General features: G+C 55.2%; 18 protein-coding genes. 15 read left to right on the plus strand and 3 right to left on the minus strand.

Translation table 11 applies throughout. From position 1 onward, the window contains the following. Positions 1-105: 105 nt before the first annotated feature. The 5 genes from G0034_RS01350 (at position 106) to gntU (ending at position 5,047) form a co-directional block, all read left to right on the plus strand. Positions 106-1,143, plus strand: a complete 1,038-nt coding sequence (locus G0034_RS01350; protein ID WP_179120434.1) for an oxidoreductase — start codon at positions 106-108, stop codon at positions 1,141-1,143. Between the two features lie 123 nt (positions 1,144-1,266). Continuing rightward, entirely contained in the window at positions 1,267-1,962 is a 696-nt protein-coding gene (locus G0034_RS01355) for a pirin family protein (protein WP_000639796.1), read from the plus strand. Positions 1,963-2,053: 91 nt separating this feature from the next. Continuing rightward, positions 2,054-3,049, plus strand: a complete 996-nt coding sequence (gene gntR / locus G0034_RS01360; RefSeq protein ID WP_014882133.1) for a gluconate operon transcriptional repressor GntR — start codon at positions 2,054-2,056, stop codon at positions 3,047-3,049. Positions 3,050-3,175: 126 nt separating this feature from the next. After that, complete coding sequence (gntK, locus tag G0034_RS01365) at positions 3,176-3,703, plus strand: gluconokinase (RefSeq protein WP_014882134.1); 528 nt, start codon at positions 3,176-3,178, stop codon at positions 3,701-3,703. 3 nt (positions 3,704-3,706) lie between these two features. Beyond that, positions 3,707-5,047, plus strand: coding sequence for a gluconate transporter (gene gntU / locus G0034_RS01370; RefSeq protein WP_179120435.1), 1,341 nt, complete (start codon positions 3,707-3,709; stop codon positions 5,045-5,047). A 126-nt stretch (positions 5,048-5,173) separates the two neighbouring features. Here gntU and plsB read toward each other — a convergent pair whose 3' ends face one another. Further along, positions 5,174-7,594: a glycerol-3-phosphate 1-O-acyltransferase PlsB gene (plsB, locus tag G0034_RS01375; RefSeq protein ID WP_179120436.1), complete on the minus strand. Its 2,421-nt coding sequence runs from the start codon at positions 7,592-7,594 to the stop codon at positions 5,174-5,176. Between the two features lie 154 nt (positions 7,595-7,748). On the opposite strand from plsB, the gene G0034_RS01380 reads away from it, so the two are divergent. The 4 genes from G0034_RS01380 (at position 7,749) to G0034_RS01395 (ending at position 10,565) form a co-directional block, all read left to right on the plus strand. Continuing rightward, on the plus strand, positions 7,749-8,117 hold the full coding sequence (locus G0034_RS01380) for a diacylglycerol kinase (protein WP_014882136.1): 369 nt from the start codon (positions 7,749-7,751) through the stop codon (positions 8,115-8,117). A 108-nt stretch (positions 8,118-8,225) separates the two neighbouring features. Then, positions 8,226-8,834, plus strand: a complete 609-nt coding sequence (gene lexA / locus G0034_RS01385; RefSeq protein ID WP_014882137.1) for a transcriptional repressor LexA — start codon at positions 8,226-8,228, stop codon at positions 8,832-8,834. Positions 8,835-8,897: 63 nt separating this feature from the next. Continuing rightward, positions 8,898-10,235 carry an MATE family efflux transporter DinF gene (dinF, locus tag G0034_RS01390; RefSeq protein WP_014882138.1) on the plus strand — a complete coding sequence of 446 codons (1,338 nt, stop codon included), beginning with the start codon at positions 8,898-8,900 and terminating at the stop codon, positions 10,233-10,235. 120 nt (positions 10,236-10,355) lie between these two features. Then, positions 10,356-10,565, plus strand: a complete 210-nt coding sequence (locus G0034_RS01395; protein ID WP_014882139.1) for a CsbD family protein — start codon at positions 10,356-10,358, stop codon at positions 10,563-10,565. 49 nt (positions 10,566-10,614) lie between these two features. Here the strand turns inward: G0034_RS01395 and zur are convergent, their stop codons facing one another. Then, the gene (gene zur / locus G0034_RS01400; RefSeq protein ID WP_179120437.1) at positions 10,615-11,133 is read right to left on the minus strand and encodes a zinc uptake transcriptional repressor Zur; all 519 of its coding nucleotides are present in this window, start codon (positions 11,131-11,133) and stop codon (positions 10,615-10,617) included. A gap of 115 nt (positions 11,134-11,248) precedes the next feature. Between zur and G0034_RS01405 the strand changes: the two genes are divergently transcribed. The 4 genes from G0034_RS01405 (at position 11,249) to pspG (ending at position 14,677) form a co-directional block, all read left to right on the plus strand. Then, positions 11,249-11,737 (plus strand): cupin domain-containing protein, encoded by a 489-nt coding sequence (locus tag G0034_RS01405; RefSeq protein ID WP_014882141.1) that lies wholly within the window; start codon positions 11,249-11,251, stop codon positions 11,735-11,737. A 223-nt stretch (positions 11,738-11,960) separates the two neighbouring features. Then, entirely contained in the window at positions 11,961-13,220 is a 1,260-nt protein-coding gene (locus tag G0034_RS01410) for a conjugal transfer protein TraF (protein ID WP_176602214.1), read from the plus strand. A gap of 82 nt (positions 13,221-13,302) precedes the next feature. After that, positions 13,303-14,298 carry a tRNA dihydrouridine(20/20a) synthase DusA gene (gene dusA, locus G0034_RS01415; protein WP_014882143.1) on the plus strand — a complete coding sequence of 332 codons (996 nt, stop codon included), beginning with the start codon at positions 13,303-13,305 and terminating at the stop codon, positions 14,296-14,298. A gap of 136 nt (positions 14,299-14,434) precedes the next feature. Beyond that, entirely contained in the window at positions 14,435-14,677 is a 243-nt protein-coding gene (gene pspG, locus G0034_RS01420; protein WP_045268817.1) for an envelope stress response protein PspG, read from the plus strand. Between the two features lie 185 nt (positions 14,678-14,862). Here the strand turns inward: pspG and G0034_RS01425 are convergent, their stop codons facing one another. After that, positions 14,863-15,846: a quinone oxidoreductase gene (locus tag G0034_RS01425; protein WP_014882145.1), complete on the minus strand. Its 984-nt coding sequence runs from the start codon at positions 15,844-15,846 to the stop codon at positions 14,863-14,865. Positions 15,847-15,912: 66 nt separating this feature from the next. On the opposite strand from G0034_RS01425, the gene dnaB reads away from it, so the two are divergent. Continuing rightward, positions 15,913-17,325, plus strand: coding sequence for a replicative DNA helicase (gene dnaB / locus G0034_RS01430; protein ID WP_008503375.1), 1,413 nt, complete (start codon positions 15,913-15,915; stop codon positions 17,323-17,325). Between the two features lie 16 nt (positions 17,326-17,341). Beyond that, positions 17,342-18,421, plus strand: coding sequence for an alanine racemase (alr, locus tag G0034_RS01435; RefSeq protein WP_032637743.1), 1,080 nt, complete (start codon positions 17,342-17,344; stop codon positions 18,419-18,421). Positions 18,422-18,475 lie beyond the last annotated feature (54 nt).

The raw sequence follows: 18,475 nt of genomic DNA on the forward strand, positions 1-18,475 counted from the left end.
AAGCACGACATTGCTCACATTGCTTCCAGTATTACTTTAGCCAGCTTTTAGCTGGCTTTTTTTTTGTTATGGTTAGACTCAATAACCTTCCAAAAGGACTGAGCCATGACACTACATTGCGCATTTATTGGATTTGGTAAAAGTACGACCCGCTATCACCTGCCGTATGTTCTCAACCGTAAAGACAGCTGGCACGTCGCGCACATCTTCCGCCGCCGCGCGAAGCCGGAAGAGCAACTCCCGCAGTACTCCCATATTCATTTCACCAGCGATCTCAATGAGGTGCTTAACGACCCGCAGGTCAAGCTGGTGGTTGTCTGCACCCACGCCGACAGCCATTTTGACTATGCGAAACGCGCGCTGGAAGCGGGCAAAAACGTGCTGGTGGAAAAACCGTTCACCCCAACCCTTGCCGAAGCGAAAGCGCTGTTCGCGCTGGCAAAAAGCAAAGGGCTAACCGTGACGCCGTACCAGAATCGTCGCTTTGACAGCTGTTTCCTGACGGCGAAAAAAGCGATTGAAAGCGGTAAGCTCGGTGACATTGTGGAAATCGAAAGTCACTTTGATTACTACCGTCCGGTAGCGGAAACCCAACCCGGGCTGCCTCAGGATGGCTCTTTCTACGGGCTTGGCGTGCACACCATGGACCAGGTCATCTCCCTGTTTGGCCGGCCGGACCACGCTGCGTATGACATTCGCAGTCTGCGCAATAAAGCCAACCCGGACGATACTTTTGAAGCGCAGCTGTTTTACGGTGACCTGAAAGCCATCGTCAAAACCAGCCATTTGGTGAAAATCGACTATCCGAAATTTATCGTTCACGGCACCCGTGGCTCGTTCATCAAGTACGGTATCGACCAGCAGGAGACGAGTCTGAAGGCCAACATTATGCCGGGTGAACCGGGCTTTGCGGCGGATGATTCCGTGGGCGTACTGGAATATGTCAACGACGAAGGCGTAACGGTCAAAGAAGCGCTGAAGCCGGAAACCGGCGACTATGGTCGCGTCTACGATGCGCTGTTTGAAACGCTGACCCGCGGGGCACCCAATTACGTCAAGGAATCTGACGTTCTTACCAACCTCGAACTGCTCGAGCGGGCGTTCGAACAGGCTTCTCCTGCCACGATCACCCTCGCGAAATAAGCAAAAACGGCTCCTCTGCGCTTGTTCACAATTTTTGAACAGAGGAGTCAATTTTCACCCTCTATGATCCCAGGCCGTTTGCGTCCACACTTACTCCATCGAAACGAACTGAGGGTGAAAACAATGATCTATTTACGCAAAGCAAACGAACGTGGTCACGCGAATCATGGCTGGCTGGACTCATGGCATTCATTCTCGTTTGCCGACTACTACGACCCGAACTTCATGGGCTTCTCTGCACTGCGCGTCATTAACGACGACGTGATTGATGCAGGTCAGGGCTTCGGTACCCACCCGCACAAAGACATGGAAATCCTGACCTATGTGCTGGAAGGGGCGGTTGAGCACCAGGACAGCATGGGCAACAAAGAGCAGGTTCCGGCGGGCGAGTTCCAGATCATGAGCGCGGGTACCGGGGTGCGTCATTCCGAGTACAACCCGAGTAAAACGGAAAAACTGCACCTGTATCAAATCTGGATCATTCCAGAAGAGACCGGCATCACGCCGCGCTATGAGCAGCGCCGCTTCGACGCCAAACAGGGCAAACAGCTGGTGCTGTCCCCGGATGCGCGTGAAGGTTCCCTGAAAGTGCATCAGGACATGGAGCTGTACCGCTGGGCGCTGGCGAAAGATGAACAGTCTGTGCATCAGATTGCCGCTAACCGCCGCGTCTGGATCCAGGTAGTGAAAGGTGAGGTGTCCATCAACGGCACCAAAGCCACCACTGCCGATGGTCTGGCGATCTGGGATGAACAGGCACTCTCCGTGCATGCCGACAGCGAAAGTGAAATCCTGCTGTTTGACCTGCCGCCGGTCTAAATAATTTCTCAACCTTCCCTTTAAACGGGGAAGGTTGAGCTTTGTCCGTGATAAACTGAGCAAATCTCTCACTTCAAGATTTCTCAGGACGATGAAAAAGAAACGCCCCGTACTTCAGGATGTCGCCGATCGCGTCGGTGTGACCAAAATGACGGTCAGCCGCTTTTTACGTAACCCGGAACAGGTTTCCGTGGCGTTGCGTGGCAAGATTGCCGCAGCCCTTGATGAACTGGGTTATATCCCCAACCGCGCACCCGATATTCTTTCCAATGCGACCAGCCGTGCGGTGGGTGTCCTCCTGCCTTCCTTAACCAACCAGGTTTTCGCCGAGGTGCTTCGCGGCATTGAAAGCGTCACCGATGCGTTTGGTTACCAGACCATGCTCGCCCACTACGGGTACAAGCCGGAGCTGGAAGAAGAACGTCTTGAATCCATGCTTTCCTGGAACATCGACGGCCTGATTTTAACCGAACGTACGCACACCGCCCGCACGCTCAAAATGATTGAAGTGGCGGGTATTCCGGTGGTGGAGCTGATGGACAGCCAGTCGCCGTGCCTCGACATCGCCGTGGGTTTTGATAACTTCGAAGCGGCACGTCAGATGACGGCGGCCATCATCGCCCGGGGACATCGTCATATCGCCTATCTGGGCGCGCGTCTTGATGAACGTACTATCATCAAACAGAAGGGATACGAGCAGGCGATGCTCGACGCGAACTTAACCCCGTACAGCGTAATGGTTGAGCAGTCCTCTTCCTATACGTCGGGTATTGAGCTGATGCGTCAGGCGCGACGCGAGTATCCGCAACTGGACGGTATTTTCTGTACCAACGATGACCTTGCGGTCGGTGCAGCGTTCGAATGCCAGCGCCTGGGGCTGAAGATCCCGGAAGATATGGCGATTGCGGGTTTCCACGGCCATGACATCGGCCAGGTGATGGAGCCGCGTCTGGCGAGCGTGCTGACACCGCGTGAACGTATGGGCCGCATTGGCGCAGAACGCCTGCTGGCGCGCATTCGTGGCGAGACGGTTACGCCTAAGATGTTAGATTTAGGTTTCACCTTGTCACCGGGTGGATCTATTTGAGCTGACAAATTTGAACTAGCTCACACTTATTCACTTCGCGCACGTTTGGATATTGCTTCTCTTTTGCCCCGGCAGGACAATGTTACCGATAACTGTTACCCGTAACAATTGACTGAGGGACACCCTTTGAGCACGACTAATCATGATCACCACGTTTACGTCCTGATGGGCGTGTCCGGTAGCGGTAAATCTGCCGTGGCGAGCGAAGTGGCGCATCAACTCCAGGCTGCGTTTCTTGATGGTGACTTCCTCCATCCGCGCAGCAACATCATGAAAATGGCCTCCGGCGAGCCGCTGAACGACGACGATCGCAAACCGTGGCTGCAGGCGCTGAACGACGCCGCATTCGCCATGCAGCGTACCAACAAAGTTTCGCTGATCGTCTGCTCCGCGCTGAAAAAAACCTACCGCGATCTGCTGCGCGACGGCAACCCGAACCTCTCTTTCATCTACCTGAAAGGCGATTTCGAGGTGATTGAAAGCCGACTGAAGGCGCGTAAAGGTCACTTCTTCAAAACCCAGATGCTGGTGACGCAGTTCGACGCGCTCCAGGAGCCGGGTGAAGATGAGAAAGACGTCTTAGTGGTTGATATCGATCAGTCACTGGAGGGTGTTGTAGCCAGCACCATCGAGGTCATTAATAAAAGGCAGTAAGTTTTGAGTACATTAACGCTAGTTTTGACAGCAGTGGGTTCGGTATTGCTGCTGCTGTTTTTAGTGATGAAGGCGCGTATGCACGCCTTCGTTGCTTTGATGGTGGTTTCTATTGGTGCAGGTCTCTTTTCCGGTATGCCGCTCGACAAGATCGCTGCGACGATGGAAAAAGGGATGGGAGGCACGCTCGGCTTCCTGGCGATAGTGGTCGCGCTGGGCGCGATGTTTGGCAAGATTTTACATGAGACGGGCGCGGTCGATCAGATTGCCGTCAAGATGCTGAAATCCTTCGGCCACAGCCGCGCGCACTATGCGATTGGTCTGGCGGGTCTGATTTGCGCGCTGCCGCTGTTCTTCGAGGTGGCGGTTGTGCTGCTGATTAGCGTGGCATTCTCTATGGCGCGTCATACCGGTACCAACCTCGTGAAGCTGGTCATTCCGCTGTTTGCGGGCGTGGCGGCAGCGGCAGCGTTTCTGTTGCCTGGGCCCGCGCCGATGCTGCTGGCCTCCCAGATGCACGCTGACTTTGGCTGGATGATCCTGATTGGCCTGTGCGCCGCGATCCCGGGAATGATCATTGCCGGCCCGATGTGGGGCAACTTCATTAGCCGTTACGTTGAGCTGCACATTCCGGATGACATCACCGAGCCGCATCTGGGCGAAGGCAAAATGCCGTCCTTTGGCTTCAGTCTGTCACTGATCCTGCTCCCGCTGGTCCTCGTGGGTCTGAAAACCATCGCAGCGCGTTTTGTGCCGGTGGGCTCTACTGCCTACGAATGGTTTGAGTTCATTGGTCACCCGTTTACGGCGATCCTGGTGGCGTGTCTGGTGGCTATTTACGGCCTGGCGATGCGTCAGGGAATGCCGAAAGACCGCGTGATGGAGATCTGCGGTGCCGCGCTGCAGCCTGCGGGTATTATCCTGCTGGTGATTGGTGCCGGTGGCGTGTTCAAGCAGGTGCTGGTGGATTCTGGCGTGGGCCCGGCTCTGGGTGAAGCGCTGACCGGAATGGGCCTGCCGATTGCGGTAACCTGCTTCGTGCTGGCGGCGGCCGTGCGTATTATCCAGGGTTCCGCCACCGTGGCGTGTTTAACTGCGGTGGGTCTGGTAATGCCGGTGATTGAACAGCTGAACTACTCCGGTGCGCAGATGGCAGCGCTGTCTATCTGTATCGCGGGCGGTTCAATTGTGGTCTCTCACGTTAACGACGCTGGCTTCTGGCTGTTCGGTAAATTTACCGGCGCCACCGAAGCGCAAACCCTGAAAACCTGGACGCTGATGGAAACCATCCTCGGTACGACGGGTGCGATTGTCGGGATGATTGCCTTTACGTTGCTGAGCTGAATGCGGTGATTTAACCCGGCTCAAAAATAAGGCCCGGTAGCGTTAACGCTGACCGGGCCTTAATCTTTTCATCTTATGCAGAACATCAGGCCGGGAAAGGTGAAACCACCACCCGGCTTTTTTACATCATTCGCCCTGCGTCGCGCTCTCAATCGTCAAGCGCACATCTGACGTAATCAGCTCTGCCAGCATCTGGTAAACCTTCAGCGTCTCTTCTGGCTCGGCATCGCCCGTATCACTGATGAAGCCTTCATCACGCAGCGTCAGCACGAGGGAACTGAAGACCGCTTTGTCGAAGAATTCTGGTGCGTTAATGCCGTGCAGCACAGACAGGCGCTGTGCCAGCGTCCGGCTCTCTTTCTCCAGCGTACCGCGGTTGATCGACGGGTTCGCACTCAGCAGCCAGAACGTAATGGCGTAGCGCTGCAGCGTTTCGCGCGCACCGGCCGCCAGCAGCTGCAGGGTTCGGGAGCGTGACGGATTGATATGCAGCTCATCGTTGGCAACGGTGATCAGCCCCTGACGACGAAGTTCTTCCGTCAGTTTATCCAGCTCAACGGCCAGCTCATCTTTGCTCCAGCGCAGGAACAGCTCCGCTTTCAGCATCGGGTAGAGCGTATCAACGTGACGCAATAGCTCCTGACGTAAAATGTGGCGATGCTGGGTAATGATGGCCGCCATCAGCGACGGCAGCATCAGCATATGCGCGATGTTGTTGCGATAGTACGTCATCAACACGGCCTGTTCGCGCGGCAGAATGATGATGTCGCCGATCGTGTCCTTCTCGACTTCAAACTTGTTCATCTGCAACGCGTGATCGATGAGCTCGCTGGCAGTAGCCGCAGGAACCGTTGAATCAACCGAGTAAGGCACGTTGCGCATCATGTCCAGGTAGCAGTCCAGCTGCTCCGTGAGCTGTTCACGGGTCAGGGAGCGCTGACGAGAAGCCAGTAGCGCGGTACAGCACAGGTTCATGGCGTTAGCCGCCCCCGCGTTGTTAATACGCACCATCAGCTCGGATGCAATGCCGTTAACCGTTGGCGTCAGCCAGGCAGGACGAACCGCTTCGATAGGATCGATGGATTCGCGCCACTCCGGAACGTGATGATTCAGGTACGTCATCAGCGGCATTGGCTCGCCAAAGTTCACGTAGCCCTGACCCAGGTTGCGTAACTTGCTCAGGCCGCGCAACATCTGCGGCAGGCTCTCTTTCTCTTTGGTTGCGCCACGCAGTTCTTTGGCATACGTACCCACTTCCATGACGTGCTCATAACCAATGTAGATAGGCACCAGCGTGATCGGACGGGTTCCGCCGCGCAGCATCGCCTGAATGGTCATCGACAGCGTGCCGGTCTTCGGATCAAGCAGACGTCCGGTACGGGAGCGACCACCCTCCACGAAGTACTCCACGGAATAGCCGCGGCTGAACAGTTCGCCCAGATACTCGCGGAACACGGTGGAGTAGAGCTTATTGCCCTTGAAGGTACGACGGATAAAGAAGGCGCCCAGGCGGCGGAAGATCGGGCCCGCTGGCCAGAAATTCAGGTTAATACCGGCCGCGATGTGCGGTGGTACCAGCCCCTGGTGATAGAGCACGTAGGAGAGAAGCAGGTAGTCCATGTGGCTGCGGTGGCAGGGGACATAGACAATTTCATGGCCATCATGCGCCAGCTGGCGTACACGCTCAGCGTTATGAACGTTGATGCCCTGATACAGGCGGTTCCAGGTAAAGCCGAGAATACGATCGGAAAGGCGAATCATCTCGTAAGAGAAGTTCGCGGCAATCTCTTCCATCAGCGCAATGGCGTTCTGCTGGGCTTTCTCATGCGAAATCTTCTTGCTACGCGCTTCGTCTTCAACGGCGCGGGCGATCGCTTTGGAGGCCAACAGTTTGTTGAACAGGTCCTGACGCGCCGGGAGTCGTGGCCCGACGGCCGCGAGGCGCTGACGGGCGAAGTGCATACGTGCTACGCGCGCCAGCTTCTGCGCGATGATCTTGTCGGTACCGTGCTCATCTGCCATTCGACGCAGTGAAACGGAAGGGGAGAAGCGCACAAAGCTGTCGCGTCCCAGCCAGGAGACCGCGAAGAACTTCTGGATGCCGTTAAGCATACGCAGCGGCGGATTCTCTTCGCCTTTTTCACGGCCCGGACGGCGGCCAAACATCACCGATACCGGCACCATCTGCACATCCAAATCGGGATTGCTGCGGTGCAGGTCGAGATAGTCGTGGAACAGCTTAATGGACTCTTCTTTTGGCGTGTAATAGGTAAATACACGCGGCCCGCCGTGAATGAACACGTAGCGCGGCAGCAACGTGCCGTCGACTTCCAGCGGTTCAAGCGGGTCAGGTAAGTCATGCGCCAGACATTGGGCGCGAAGGGTCAGTAAGTCTGCCTTCGAGTTATAAGGCAAAACGTACATAATAGGACGCGACGTATCGAGCCCCAATTCCAGCGCGGGTTCTGCTGGGATAGACTTGCTTTTTACCAGGATGCTTAATGGTAAATTAAGTAATTTGTAGTAAATTCGTGGCCAGCCGGACATAAACGATGTAAAGCCTCTGGTTAATAATGCAATTGCGGCGCAAGGATAACAGAAAGCGCGCAAAATTTCTGTTGTTACCCGTCATACTTCAGGCTGTAGCGAAACGCGCTACAGTTCCTGTTACTGACGCTTTTTTTCATAAAAGGTTCTTTTAATGGCCAATAATACCACTGGGTTAACGCGTATCATCAAAGCCGCCGGCTATTCATGGAAAGGTTTCCGTGCCGCGTGGATCAACGAAGCCGCCTTTCGTCAGGAAGGTGTCGCCGCTATCATCGCGGTCATCATCGCCTGTTTCCTTGATGTCGATGCTATTACCCGCGTACTTCTCATCGGTTCCGTGCTTCTGGTGATGATAGTGGAAATTCTCAATAGCGCTATTGAGGCCGTTGTTGACCGTATTGGCTCAGAATTCCACGAGCTCTCCGGTCGCGCGAAAGACATGGGTTCTGCCGCTGTGCTGCTGGCGATTATCACTGCAGTCATTACCTGGGTCACGCTGCTTTGGTCACATTTCCGATGAGCCTCGAGGAATAATTAAGTCCCTGGTTTTTTGTGCAGTTTTTGGTTCCAAATTCACCTTTGACTGTATATACTCACAGCATAACTGTATATACACCCAGGGGGCGGAATGAAAGCATTAACGACCAGGCAGCAAGAGGTGTTTGATCTCATTCGGGATCATATCGGCCAGACGGGTATGCCACCCACGCGTGCGGAAATCGCTCAGCGTCTGGGCTTCCGTTCTCCGAATGCTGCCGAAGAACACCTGAAAGCGCTGGCACGTAAGGGCGTGATTGAAATTGTTTCAGGCGCGTCACGCGGTATCCGCCTGCTGGTGGAAGAAGAGACGGGCATTCCGCTGATAGGCCGTGTTGCTGCGGGTGAGCCGCTGCTGGCACAGCAGCATATCGAAGGCCACTACCAGGTTGATCCTGGTATGTTCAAGCCGAGCGCAGATTTTCTGCTGCGCGTAAGCGGCATGTCGATGAAAGATATCGGCATTCTCGACGGCGATCTGCTGGCGGTACACAAAACGCAGGATGTGCGGAACGGCCAGGTGGTGGTCGCGCGCATTGATGACGAAGTGACCGTTAAGCGTCTGAAAAAGCAGGGTAACACCGTTCAGTTGCTGCCCGAAAACAGCGAGTTCTCTCCTATTGTGGTCGATCTCCGCGAACAGAGCTTCTCTATCGAAGGTCTGGCGGTCGGTGTGATTCGCAACGGTGAATGGCTGTAATCTCTTCCTGACAGGCTACGGTTCCGCTGTAGCCTGCCTTATTGACCACTCCCGGTGTTTCTCATGTCACTGCTGACGGCATCCGATAAGGCATTGTGGCGTCTTGCACTGCCGATGATTTTCTCCAATATTACCGTGCCCTTGCTGGGTCTGGTCGACACGGCCGTTATTGGGCATCTCGATTCCCCTGTCTATCTTGGCGGCGTGGCGATTGGCGCGACGGCAACCAGCTTCCTCTTTATGCTGCTGCTCTTTTTGCGCATGAGCACCACCGGACTCACGGCACAGGCGTATGGTGCAAAAGATCCGTTACGTCTGGCACGGGCGCTGGTGCAGCCGCTGATTCTTGCGTTAGGCGCGGGCGCGTTAATCGTTTTACTCCGTGATCCCCTGATTGACCTTGCGCTCCATATCGTTGGCGGCAGTGAGGCGGTACTGGAGCAGGCGCGACGTTTTCTCGAAATCCGCTGGCTCAGTGCGCCCGCTTCGCTGGCAAATCTGGTTCTGCTGGGTTGGTTACTGGGCGTTCAGTATGCTCGTGCGCCAGTGATTCTGCTGGTCGTGGGAAACCTGCTCAACATCGTGCTGGATCTCTGGCTGGTGATGGGCCTCCATATGAACGTGCGGGGCGCGGCACTGGCGACGGCGATTGCTGAATACGGGACCTTTGTGATGGGGCTGTGGATGGTCTGGCGCGTGCTGGCGATGCGCGGGATCTCCCTCGCGCTGCTGAAAACCGCATGGCGCGGCAATATCCGTAAGCTGCTGGCGCTTAACCGTGACATCATGCTGCGCTCGCTGCTTCTGCAACTCTGCTTCGGCGCGCTGACGGTCTTCGGTGCACGGCTGGGGCCTGAAATCGTCGCGGTCAACGCGGTATTGATGACGCTGCTGACGTTTACCGCCTATGCGCTGGACGGCTTTGCCTACGCGGTTGAAGCACATTCGGGGCAGGCGTATGGCGCGCGTGAAAGCGGGCAGCTTCATGATGTCTGGCGGGCAGCCTGCCGTCAGTCAGGACTGGTAGCGCTGGTGTTTGCCGTGGTCTATGCCTGCTTCGGCGAACAGATTGTTGCTTTACTGACCTCTCTCCCTGCGCTGCGCGAACTGGCGAGCCACTATCTCATCTGGCAAGTCATCTTACCGGTGGTGGGTGTCTGGTGTTATCTGCTGGACGGCATGTTTATTGGTGCGACGCGCGGGGCGGAAATGCGTAACAGTATGGCCGTTGCGGCGGCGGGATTTGGCCTGACGCTGCTGACGCTTCCCTGGCTGGGTAATCACGGTTTGTGGTTGGCGCTTGCGGTCTTTCTCTCTCTGCGTGGCCTGTCGCTGGCTTTTATATGGCGCCGCCACTGGCAAAACAATACCTGGTTTCCTTCGCGTCACGATATATCGTGATGGTTAAAGATTCCGAATATGAAATCAACCGCCGAATCCTTAACTACAATAATTATCACGTCCAGCAGAAAAGAACGTAACGGACGTTACGACCCGACGCTTAACTAAGAGGACACGATGATGAATAAAGACGAAATCGGCGGCAACTGGAAGCAGTTCAAAGGTAAAGCGAAAGAACAGTGGGGTAAGCTGACAGATGACGATATGACCGTCATTGAAGGTAAGCGCGATCAGCTTGTCGGTAAAATTCAGGAACGTTACGGCTACGCGAAAGATCAGGCGGAAAACGAAGTCAAAGACTGGGAAACCCGCAATGATTACCGCTGGTAACGCTGAATAACCTACTGGGGCGGCTTCAGGCCGCCTTTTCTTTTGGCTGCTAACGCGGCTTTTTTTTCTTTTTCACCAGAATAGAGTGGTCATGCTGACACTCATCCTGATGTCGACACGCTTCCACCTCGACACACACTGAACACAGCCCGTGTGCTTCAATCACATTATGACGCAGGGCAAACCCCATTCTTGCCGCCAGCGTATGCATAATGTCTTCCACGCCTTCCGCAGCTTCTTCTTTCACTACGCCACAACGGTCGCAGATAAACATGGCCGACGTGTGGGTGGGCTGATCGAAAAGATGGCACAGTACATAGCTGTTTGTGGATTCCACTTTATGAACAAATCCTTGTTCCAGCAGGAAATCCAGCGCGCGATACACTGTTGGCGGTTTAGCCTGCGGCTCGCTTTCGCGGAGCAGGTCGAGCAGGTCATAGGCGCTGATGGCACCCTGTTGCAGGCTCATCAGACGTAAGACTTCAAGGCGCTGCGGAGTCAGGCGCACATTGCGTTGCGCGCACAGCTTTTCGGCCTGCGCTAACAGCTCTTTTGTGGACTTATCCATTGAGCACCTCGGATGTTCTGGGAAGTAAAACCCTCACTTTATCATGTTCTGGTAAAAACACCGATATCCGTCAGGCTGTGCTATACCTGACGCATCGCAAATCGGGAATATCATCATGAAAAAACCAGACTGTATTAAGCACTGGCGCGACATAGAAGGGCCGGATGACGCCACCTACCCCGACAGTAATGAGCTCTTTTCTATCGGTGCACCGCTGGCCCGCAGCCTTGGCCTCCGACGTATCGGCATTCATCATGAGCGTTTATTGCCCGGGCGTCGGACATCCTATCCCCATGCAGAGAGTGACGAAGAAGAGTTTATCTACGTGCTTGAGGGCTATCCTGAAGCCTGGATTAATGGCTATTTGTGGAAACTTGAACCCGGCGACAGCGTGGGCTTTCCTGCCGGAACCGGCGTCTGCCATACCTTTATCAACAACACGGATGAAGAGGTTCGATTACTGGTGGTGGGCGAGGCCAATAAGAAGCACAACCGCATCTACTATCCGCTCAATCCGGTCTATGCCGCCACGCGGGAGGATCGCTGGGTTGACCATCCTCCGCAGTTTTTTGGCCCGCATGATGGAAAACCTGTGAAAAAATAATTTCCTCTTCTATAAATATTGAAGGCCGTCACAAATTACAACAGGCCGTAAGGGAATTTCACTTAGGGAAAGAAATAGCGGGTCTTTTGCTTCTTATTCACAGCAATAGTTCGTTCCTGTTTGGGTGATAACAGACAGGGGTTATCTAATAACAAACTATTACGGGCATACTGTGAAAAAACATTTTAAATTTTCGGTGGTTAGCATTGTTGTTTCCCTGTTTATGGCAAATCAGGCGGGAGCAGCCAATACCTGGACAGAATCACGTAGCGACGCCATGGGCGGGACGGGCGTAGCCGCTGGCAGTTATGGCAGCGGAGCGTTAATCAACCCCGCGCTGCTGGCAAAGGCAAAACCGGACGATGATGTGACGGTCATTTTGCCATCCGTTGGGGTGCAGGTGACGGATGAAGACAATCTTCAGGATGAGATTGATACCATCAACGACAAAATCAATCACTATAAGGATGTGGTTGATAACCTTACGCCTATTGAAGTCATCACCAATCCGTTAGGTTCGATCAACCAGTTCCAGGGCGCGGCCAAAGATCTTGCCGATGAACTGGACTATCTCAAGGGTAAAACTGCACGTGCAACGGCAGGGGCAGGACTTGCCGTGAGTATCCCTAACGATGTGCTTTCCGTGGCCTTTATGGCCAAAGGTTATGCTCATGGTCGGGTTAGCTCATCTATCGACCAGCAAGATATTGATTATCTGCGCAGTATTCAACGAAGCGATGTGGTTGCGGCCGGTGTTGCTCTGGATGCAGCGCTGAATGGCACGGATCAGATTACCAAAAACCTCAACTCAACGGCGTCTGGCCGGGCGGCGATTGTGTCCGACTACGGTATTGCGGTTGCCCGTCAGTTCGATCTCGGGGGCATCCCGGTTTCTGTTGGCGTCACGCCAAAACTGCAAAAAACCTGGATCTATAACTACACCACTTCCATCTACGATTACGACAGTAATAAGTGGAACGATAGCCGCTACCGTACAGACGATACGGGCTTTAACGTTGATGCTGGTATTGCCGCTGATTTTGGCGAAAACTGGACGGTCGGCCTGAGCGGGCAAAACCTGATGTCACGCGATATCGACAGCAAGGATATCCGCATCCGCAACGGGCGTACGGGAGAAGTGGTGAGCTATAAAGACACCTACCAGATCCGTCCGCTGGTCACCGCGGGCGCCGCCTGGCACAACGATCTTGTTACGCTGACCGCTGATGGCGATCTGACCGAAACCAAAGGTTTCAAGAGCGAAGATACGTCGCAGTATGTTGGGGTAGGTGCTGAAGTAACCCCGCTGAGCTGGCTGGCGGTACGCGCAGGTTATCGCGCTGACGTGAAGGGTAACGACAGCAACGTCTTTACCGGTGGTGTCGGCTTCGCGCCGTTCAACACCGTGCATGTTGACCTGATGGGCCTCTACGGTGAAGACGAAACCTGGGGCGCAGGGGCACAGCTAAGCATGACGTTCTAAAGTGCACCGGAGGCGCTGCGCCTCCGGCTTTTCTTTGTGCTATAGTAGCGCCCCTTTTCCACCAGATGCTTAAAACTTCGCCATGTTGTCAGAATACCAGACCGCTTTCCCAGCACACCGTTTCTCCATTGCGCCAATGCTAGACTGGACGGACAGACACTGCCGCTTCTTCCTGCGTCAGCTCTCCCGCCATACGCTGCTGTACACCGAAATGGTGACCACCGGTGCAATCATTCACGGCAAGGGCGACTATCTGGCATACAGTGAAGAAGAGCATCCGGTTGCCTTGCAGCTGGGTGGCAGCGATCCGGCCGCGCTGGCGCAGTGTGCGAAGCTGGCGGAAGCGCGCGGCTATGACGAGATTAACCTCAACGTTGGCTGTCCTTCAGACCGTGTGCAAAACGGTATGTTCGGTGCGTGTCTGATGGGGAACGCGCAGCTGGTTGCCGACTGTATCAAGGCGATGCGTGATGTGGTCTCCATTCCCGTGACGGTCAAAACCCGTATCGGCATTGACGACCAGGACAGCTACGAATTCCTGTGCGATTTCATCAACACGGTGTCCGGCAAAGGCGAATGCGAGATGTTTATCATCCACGCCCGTAAAGCCTGGCTCTCCGGCCTGAGCCCGAAAGAGAACCGTGAGATCCCACCGCTGGACTATCCGCGCGTATATCAGCTTAAACGTGATTTCCCGCATCTGACGATGTCGATCAACGGCGGTATTAAGTCGCTTGAAGAAGCCAAAGCGCACCTTGAACATATGGACGGCGTGATGGTCGGACGCGAGGCGTATCAGAACCCGGGCATTTTGGCGACGGTCGACCGTGAAATCTTTGGCGTTGACGGCGCCGATACCGATCCGGTTGCCGTCGTGCGCGCCATGTATCCTTACATTGAGCGCGAGCTGAGCAACGGCACCTATCTCGGCCACATTACCCGCCATATGTTGGGCCTGTTCCAGGGCATACCGGGGGCGCGGCAGTGGCGTCGTTACCTCAGTGAGAACGCACATAAAGCTGGTGCGGATATCGAGGTGCTGGAACATGCGCTGCGACTGGTCGCAGATAAGCGATAATTTTCGCTAAAAGATCGTCAAATTCACCACGCCCTGCATATCATTGCGGGGCGTTTTTCTTTAAGAACAATGATTTAGTTTTGGCATGATTCTTGTAATACAAACTGTATTACTCGGGAACTCGTGGGAGAGCACCATGCTGGAACTACTTTTTGTCATTGGCTTTTTTGTCATGCTGTTAGCCACAGGCGTTTCGCTGCTTGGCATTCTCGCTGCGCTCGTCGTGGCGACGGTGGTGATGTTTATCGGCGGACTGTTTGCCCTGACCATCAAACTGCTGCCGTGGTTATTACTGGCCATTGTGGTGGTGTGGGCGATACGGGCGATTAAATCACCAAAACTGCCGACTTATCAGCGCAATAACCGCTTCCGTTACTAAGGTATTGAGGGGTTCGTCACATACTTGTAACTTTCCCGGCAGCATTACTTAGAACAGAATAGGATTTACTTATCGAATCTGTCACTATGGCTGCCGCTACAGAATTCATCGAGCTGTACCCTACATACAGCCGAACTAAAAAAAAGAAAGGGCTTCCCACGGGAAGCCCAATTTCTTTTTGGGGCTCAGGGAATGAGTAAACTTGAACCCTGTGTCGCCCGGCTTTCCAGCACCTCATGCGCACGCTGCGCATCGGTCAGCGGATATTTCTGCGCATCCGCCACGTCCACCTTAATCACGCCGCTGGCGATCAGCGAGAACAGCTCGTTGCTGGCTTCCTCCAGTTCTTCCCGGTTGGTGATATAGCCCTGCAGGGAAGGGCGGGTCACGTAGAGCGAGCCTTTCTGATTCAGGATGCCAAGATTGACGCCAGTGACAGCGCCTGACGCATTCCCGAAGCTCACCATCAGCCCGCGACGTTGCAGGCAGTCCAGCGACGCCTCCCAGGTGTCTTTGCCCACCGAGTCATACACCACGCGCACTTTTTTACCTCCAGTAATCTCTTTCAGGCGCTCGACGATGCTCTCTTCGCGATAGTTGATCACCTGCCACGCCCCCGCGTCCAGCGCACGCTGCGCTTTTTGGGCATTGCCCACGGTACCGATGAGTTTCGCGCCTAAGGCTTTCGCCCACTGGCAGGCAATCAGCCCCACGCCACCCGCTGCGGCATGAAAAAGAAACTGCTCGTCGGGTTTAATTTCATAGGTTTTGCGCAGCAGATAGTAAACCGTTAACCCCTTCAGGAACGAAGCGGCCGCCTGCTCGAAGGAGATAGCGCCAGGCAGCAGAGCGGCTTTATCCGCCGGAACGTTGTGGACGGAGCTGTAAGCGCCCAGCGCAGATTGCGCATACACCACGCGGTCGCCCTCTTTAATATGCTTAACCGCGCTGCCCACTTTAATGACGACACCGGCCGCCTCGGTGCCCAGACCACTCGGCATTGACGGAGGCGGGTAGAGACCGCCGCGAATATAGGTATCGATGTAGTTAATGCCGATAGCTTTGTTTTCAACCTGAATTTCGTTCTCGCCAGGCGCTGCGGGGGTAAACTCAACCGCTTTCAGTACGTCCGGACCGCCGTGTTTCTGGAACTCAATGCGCGTTGCCATGCTCCCTCCGTAAGAAAAATATGGTAATCTTTCGACCCACTCTTTATCTCGGTAACTCCATTCACTATGGCAGGAAACAAACCCTTCAACAAACAGACTGAACCTCGCGAGCGTGATTTCCAGGTCGCAGGGTTAAAAGTCCCGCCGCACTCGATTGAAGCGGAACAGTCGGTGTTGGGCGGTTTAATGCTGGATAACGAACGCTGGGACGACGTCGCTGAGCGCGTGGTGTCTGAGGATTTCTACACCCGTCCGCACCGTCATATCTTTACCGAAATGGCGCGCCTGCAGGAGTCGGGCAGCCCGATTGACCTGATTACGCTCGCGGAATCGCTTGAGCGTCAGGGTCAGCTGGACAGCGTCGGCGGGTTTGCCTACCTGGCAGAACTGTCAAAAAACACGCCAAGTGCGGCGAACATCAGCGCTTATGCCGATATCGTGCGGGAACGTGCCGTCGTCCGTGAGATGATATCGGTGGCGAACGAGATCGCCGAAGCCGGTTTTGATCCGCAGGGGCGCACCAGCGAAGACCTGCTCGACCTGGCGGAGTCCCGCGTCTTTAAAATCGCCGAAAGCCGTGCGAACAAAGACGAAGGGCCTAAAAACATTGCCGATGTGCTCGACGCGACCGTGGCGCGTATCGAGCAGTTGTTCCAGCAACCGCACGATGGTGTCACCGGGGTCAACACCGGTTATGACGACCTCAACAAAAAGACCGCCGGCCTGCAGCCGTCGGATCTGATTATCGTTGCGGCGCGTCCGTCGATGGGTAAAACGACATTTGCGATGAACCTCGTCGAAAACGCCGCAATGTTGCAGGATAAACCTGTACTCATCTTCAGTCTTGAGATGCCCTCCGAGCAGATTATGATGCGTTCTCTGGCATCGCTGTCGCGCGTGGACCAGACCCGTATCCGTACCGGCCAGCTCGATGACGAAGACTGGGCGCGTATCTCCGGCACGATGGGCATTCTGCTGGAAAAACGTAACATCTATATCGATGACTCCTCTGGCCTGACGCCGACGGAAGTGCGCTCCCGCGCGCGCCGTATCGCCCGCGAACACGGCGGCATCGGCCTCATCATGATCGACTACCTCCAGCTGATGCGCGTGCCGTCGCTCTCCGATAACCGTACGCTGGAAATTGCAGAGATTTCCCGCTCGCTCAAGGCGTTAGCCAAAGAGCTGCACGTGCCGGTGGTGGCGCTGTCGCAGCTGAACCGCTCCCTGGAACAACGTGCCGATAAACGCCCGGTCAACTCCGACCTGCGTGAATCCGGCTCCATCGAGCAGGATGCCGACTTAATCATGTTCATCTACCGTGATGAGGTTTATCACGAGAACAGCGACCTGAAAGGGATCGCCGAAATTATTATTGGTAAACAACGTAACGGCCCGATCGGGACGGTGCGTCTGACCTTTAACGGACAGTGGTCGCGTTTCGACAACTACGCCGGTCCTCAATATGATGATGAGTAATTTCTAAGGAATTCAAATGCAAGCGGCAACTGTAGTCATTAACCGCCGCGCTCTGCGACACAACCTGCAACGTTTGCGTGAACTGGCGCCCGCCAGCAAGCTCGTTGCAGTCGTGAAAGCGAACGCTTACGGACACGGTCTTCTTGAGACCGCGCGAACGCTCCCCGATGCCGACGCCTTTGGCGTCGCCCGTCTTGAAGAAGCTCTCCGCCTGCGTGCGGGGGGGATCACGCAACCCATTTTGCTGCTGGAAGGCTTTTTCGAAGCCACAGACTTGCCTACGATTGCTGACCAGCATCTGCACACGGCGGTACATAACGAAGAACAGCTGTCCGCGCTGGAAAACGCCGAGCTGAGTGAACCCGTTACCGTCTGGATGAAGCTCGACACGGGCATGCACCGTCTGGGCGTTCGCCCGGAAAATGCGGGGGCGTTTTATCAGCGTTTGTGCAGGTGCAAAAACGTGCGCCAGCCTGTGAACATCGTCAGCCATTTTGCGCGTGCCGATGAGCCTGAATGTGGGGCAACCGAGCAGCAGCTCGATATCTTTAACACCTTCTGCGAAGGCAAGCCGGGAATGCGCTCGATTGCGGCTTCCGGCGGGATCCTGCTGTGGCCGCAGTCGCACTTTGACTGGGCGCGCCCGGGCATTATTCTTTATGGCGTGTCGCCTCTGGAGAGCAAACCCTGGGGGCCGGACTTTGGCTTTAAGCCAGTGATGTCGCTGGTCTCGAATCTGATTGCCGTGCGTGAGCACAAAGCGGGCGAGCCGGTGGGCTATGGCGGCACCTGGATTAGCGAGCGCGACACGCGCCTTGGCGTGGTGGCGATGGGCTACGGAGATGGCTATCCGCGTGCTGCACCGACAGGTACACCGGTGCTGGTCAACGGTCGCGAGGTCAACATTGTCGGTCGCGTCGCGATGGACATGATTTGCGTGGACCTTGGACCCGACGCCCAGGATAAAGCAGGTGATGATGTTGTGATGTGGGGTGAGGGCCTGCCCGTTGAGCGCATTGCTGAAATCACGAAAGTGAGTGCTTACGAACTTATCACGCGCCTGACCTCCCGGGTGGCGATGAAATACCTTGACTGAACCGTCTGTGAAGTGAGGTTATTAACCTCACTTCAACTTTATTAACATCCTCTC

The organism is Enterobacter sp. T2 (assembly GCF_010692925.1).
Lineage (GTDB): Bacteria > Pseudomonadota > Gammaproteobacteria > Enterobacterales > Enterobacteriaceae > Enterobacter > Enterobacter kobei.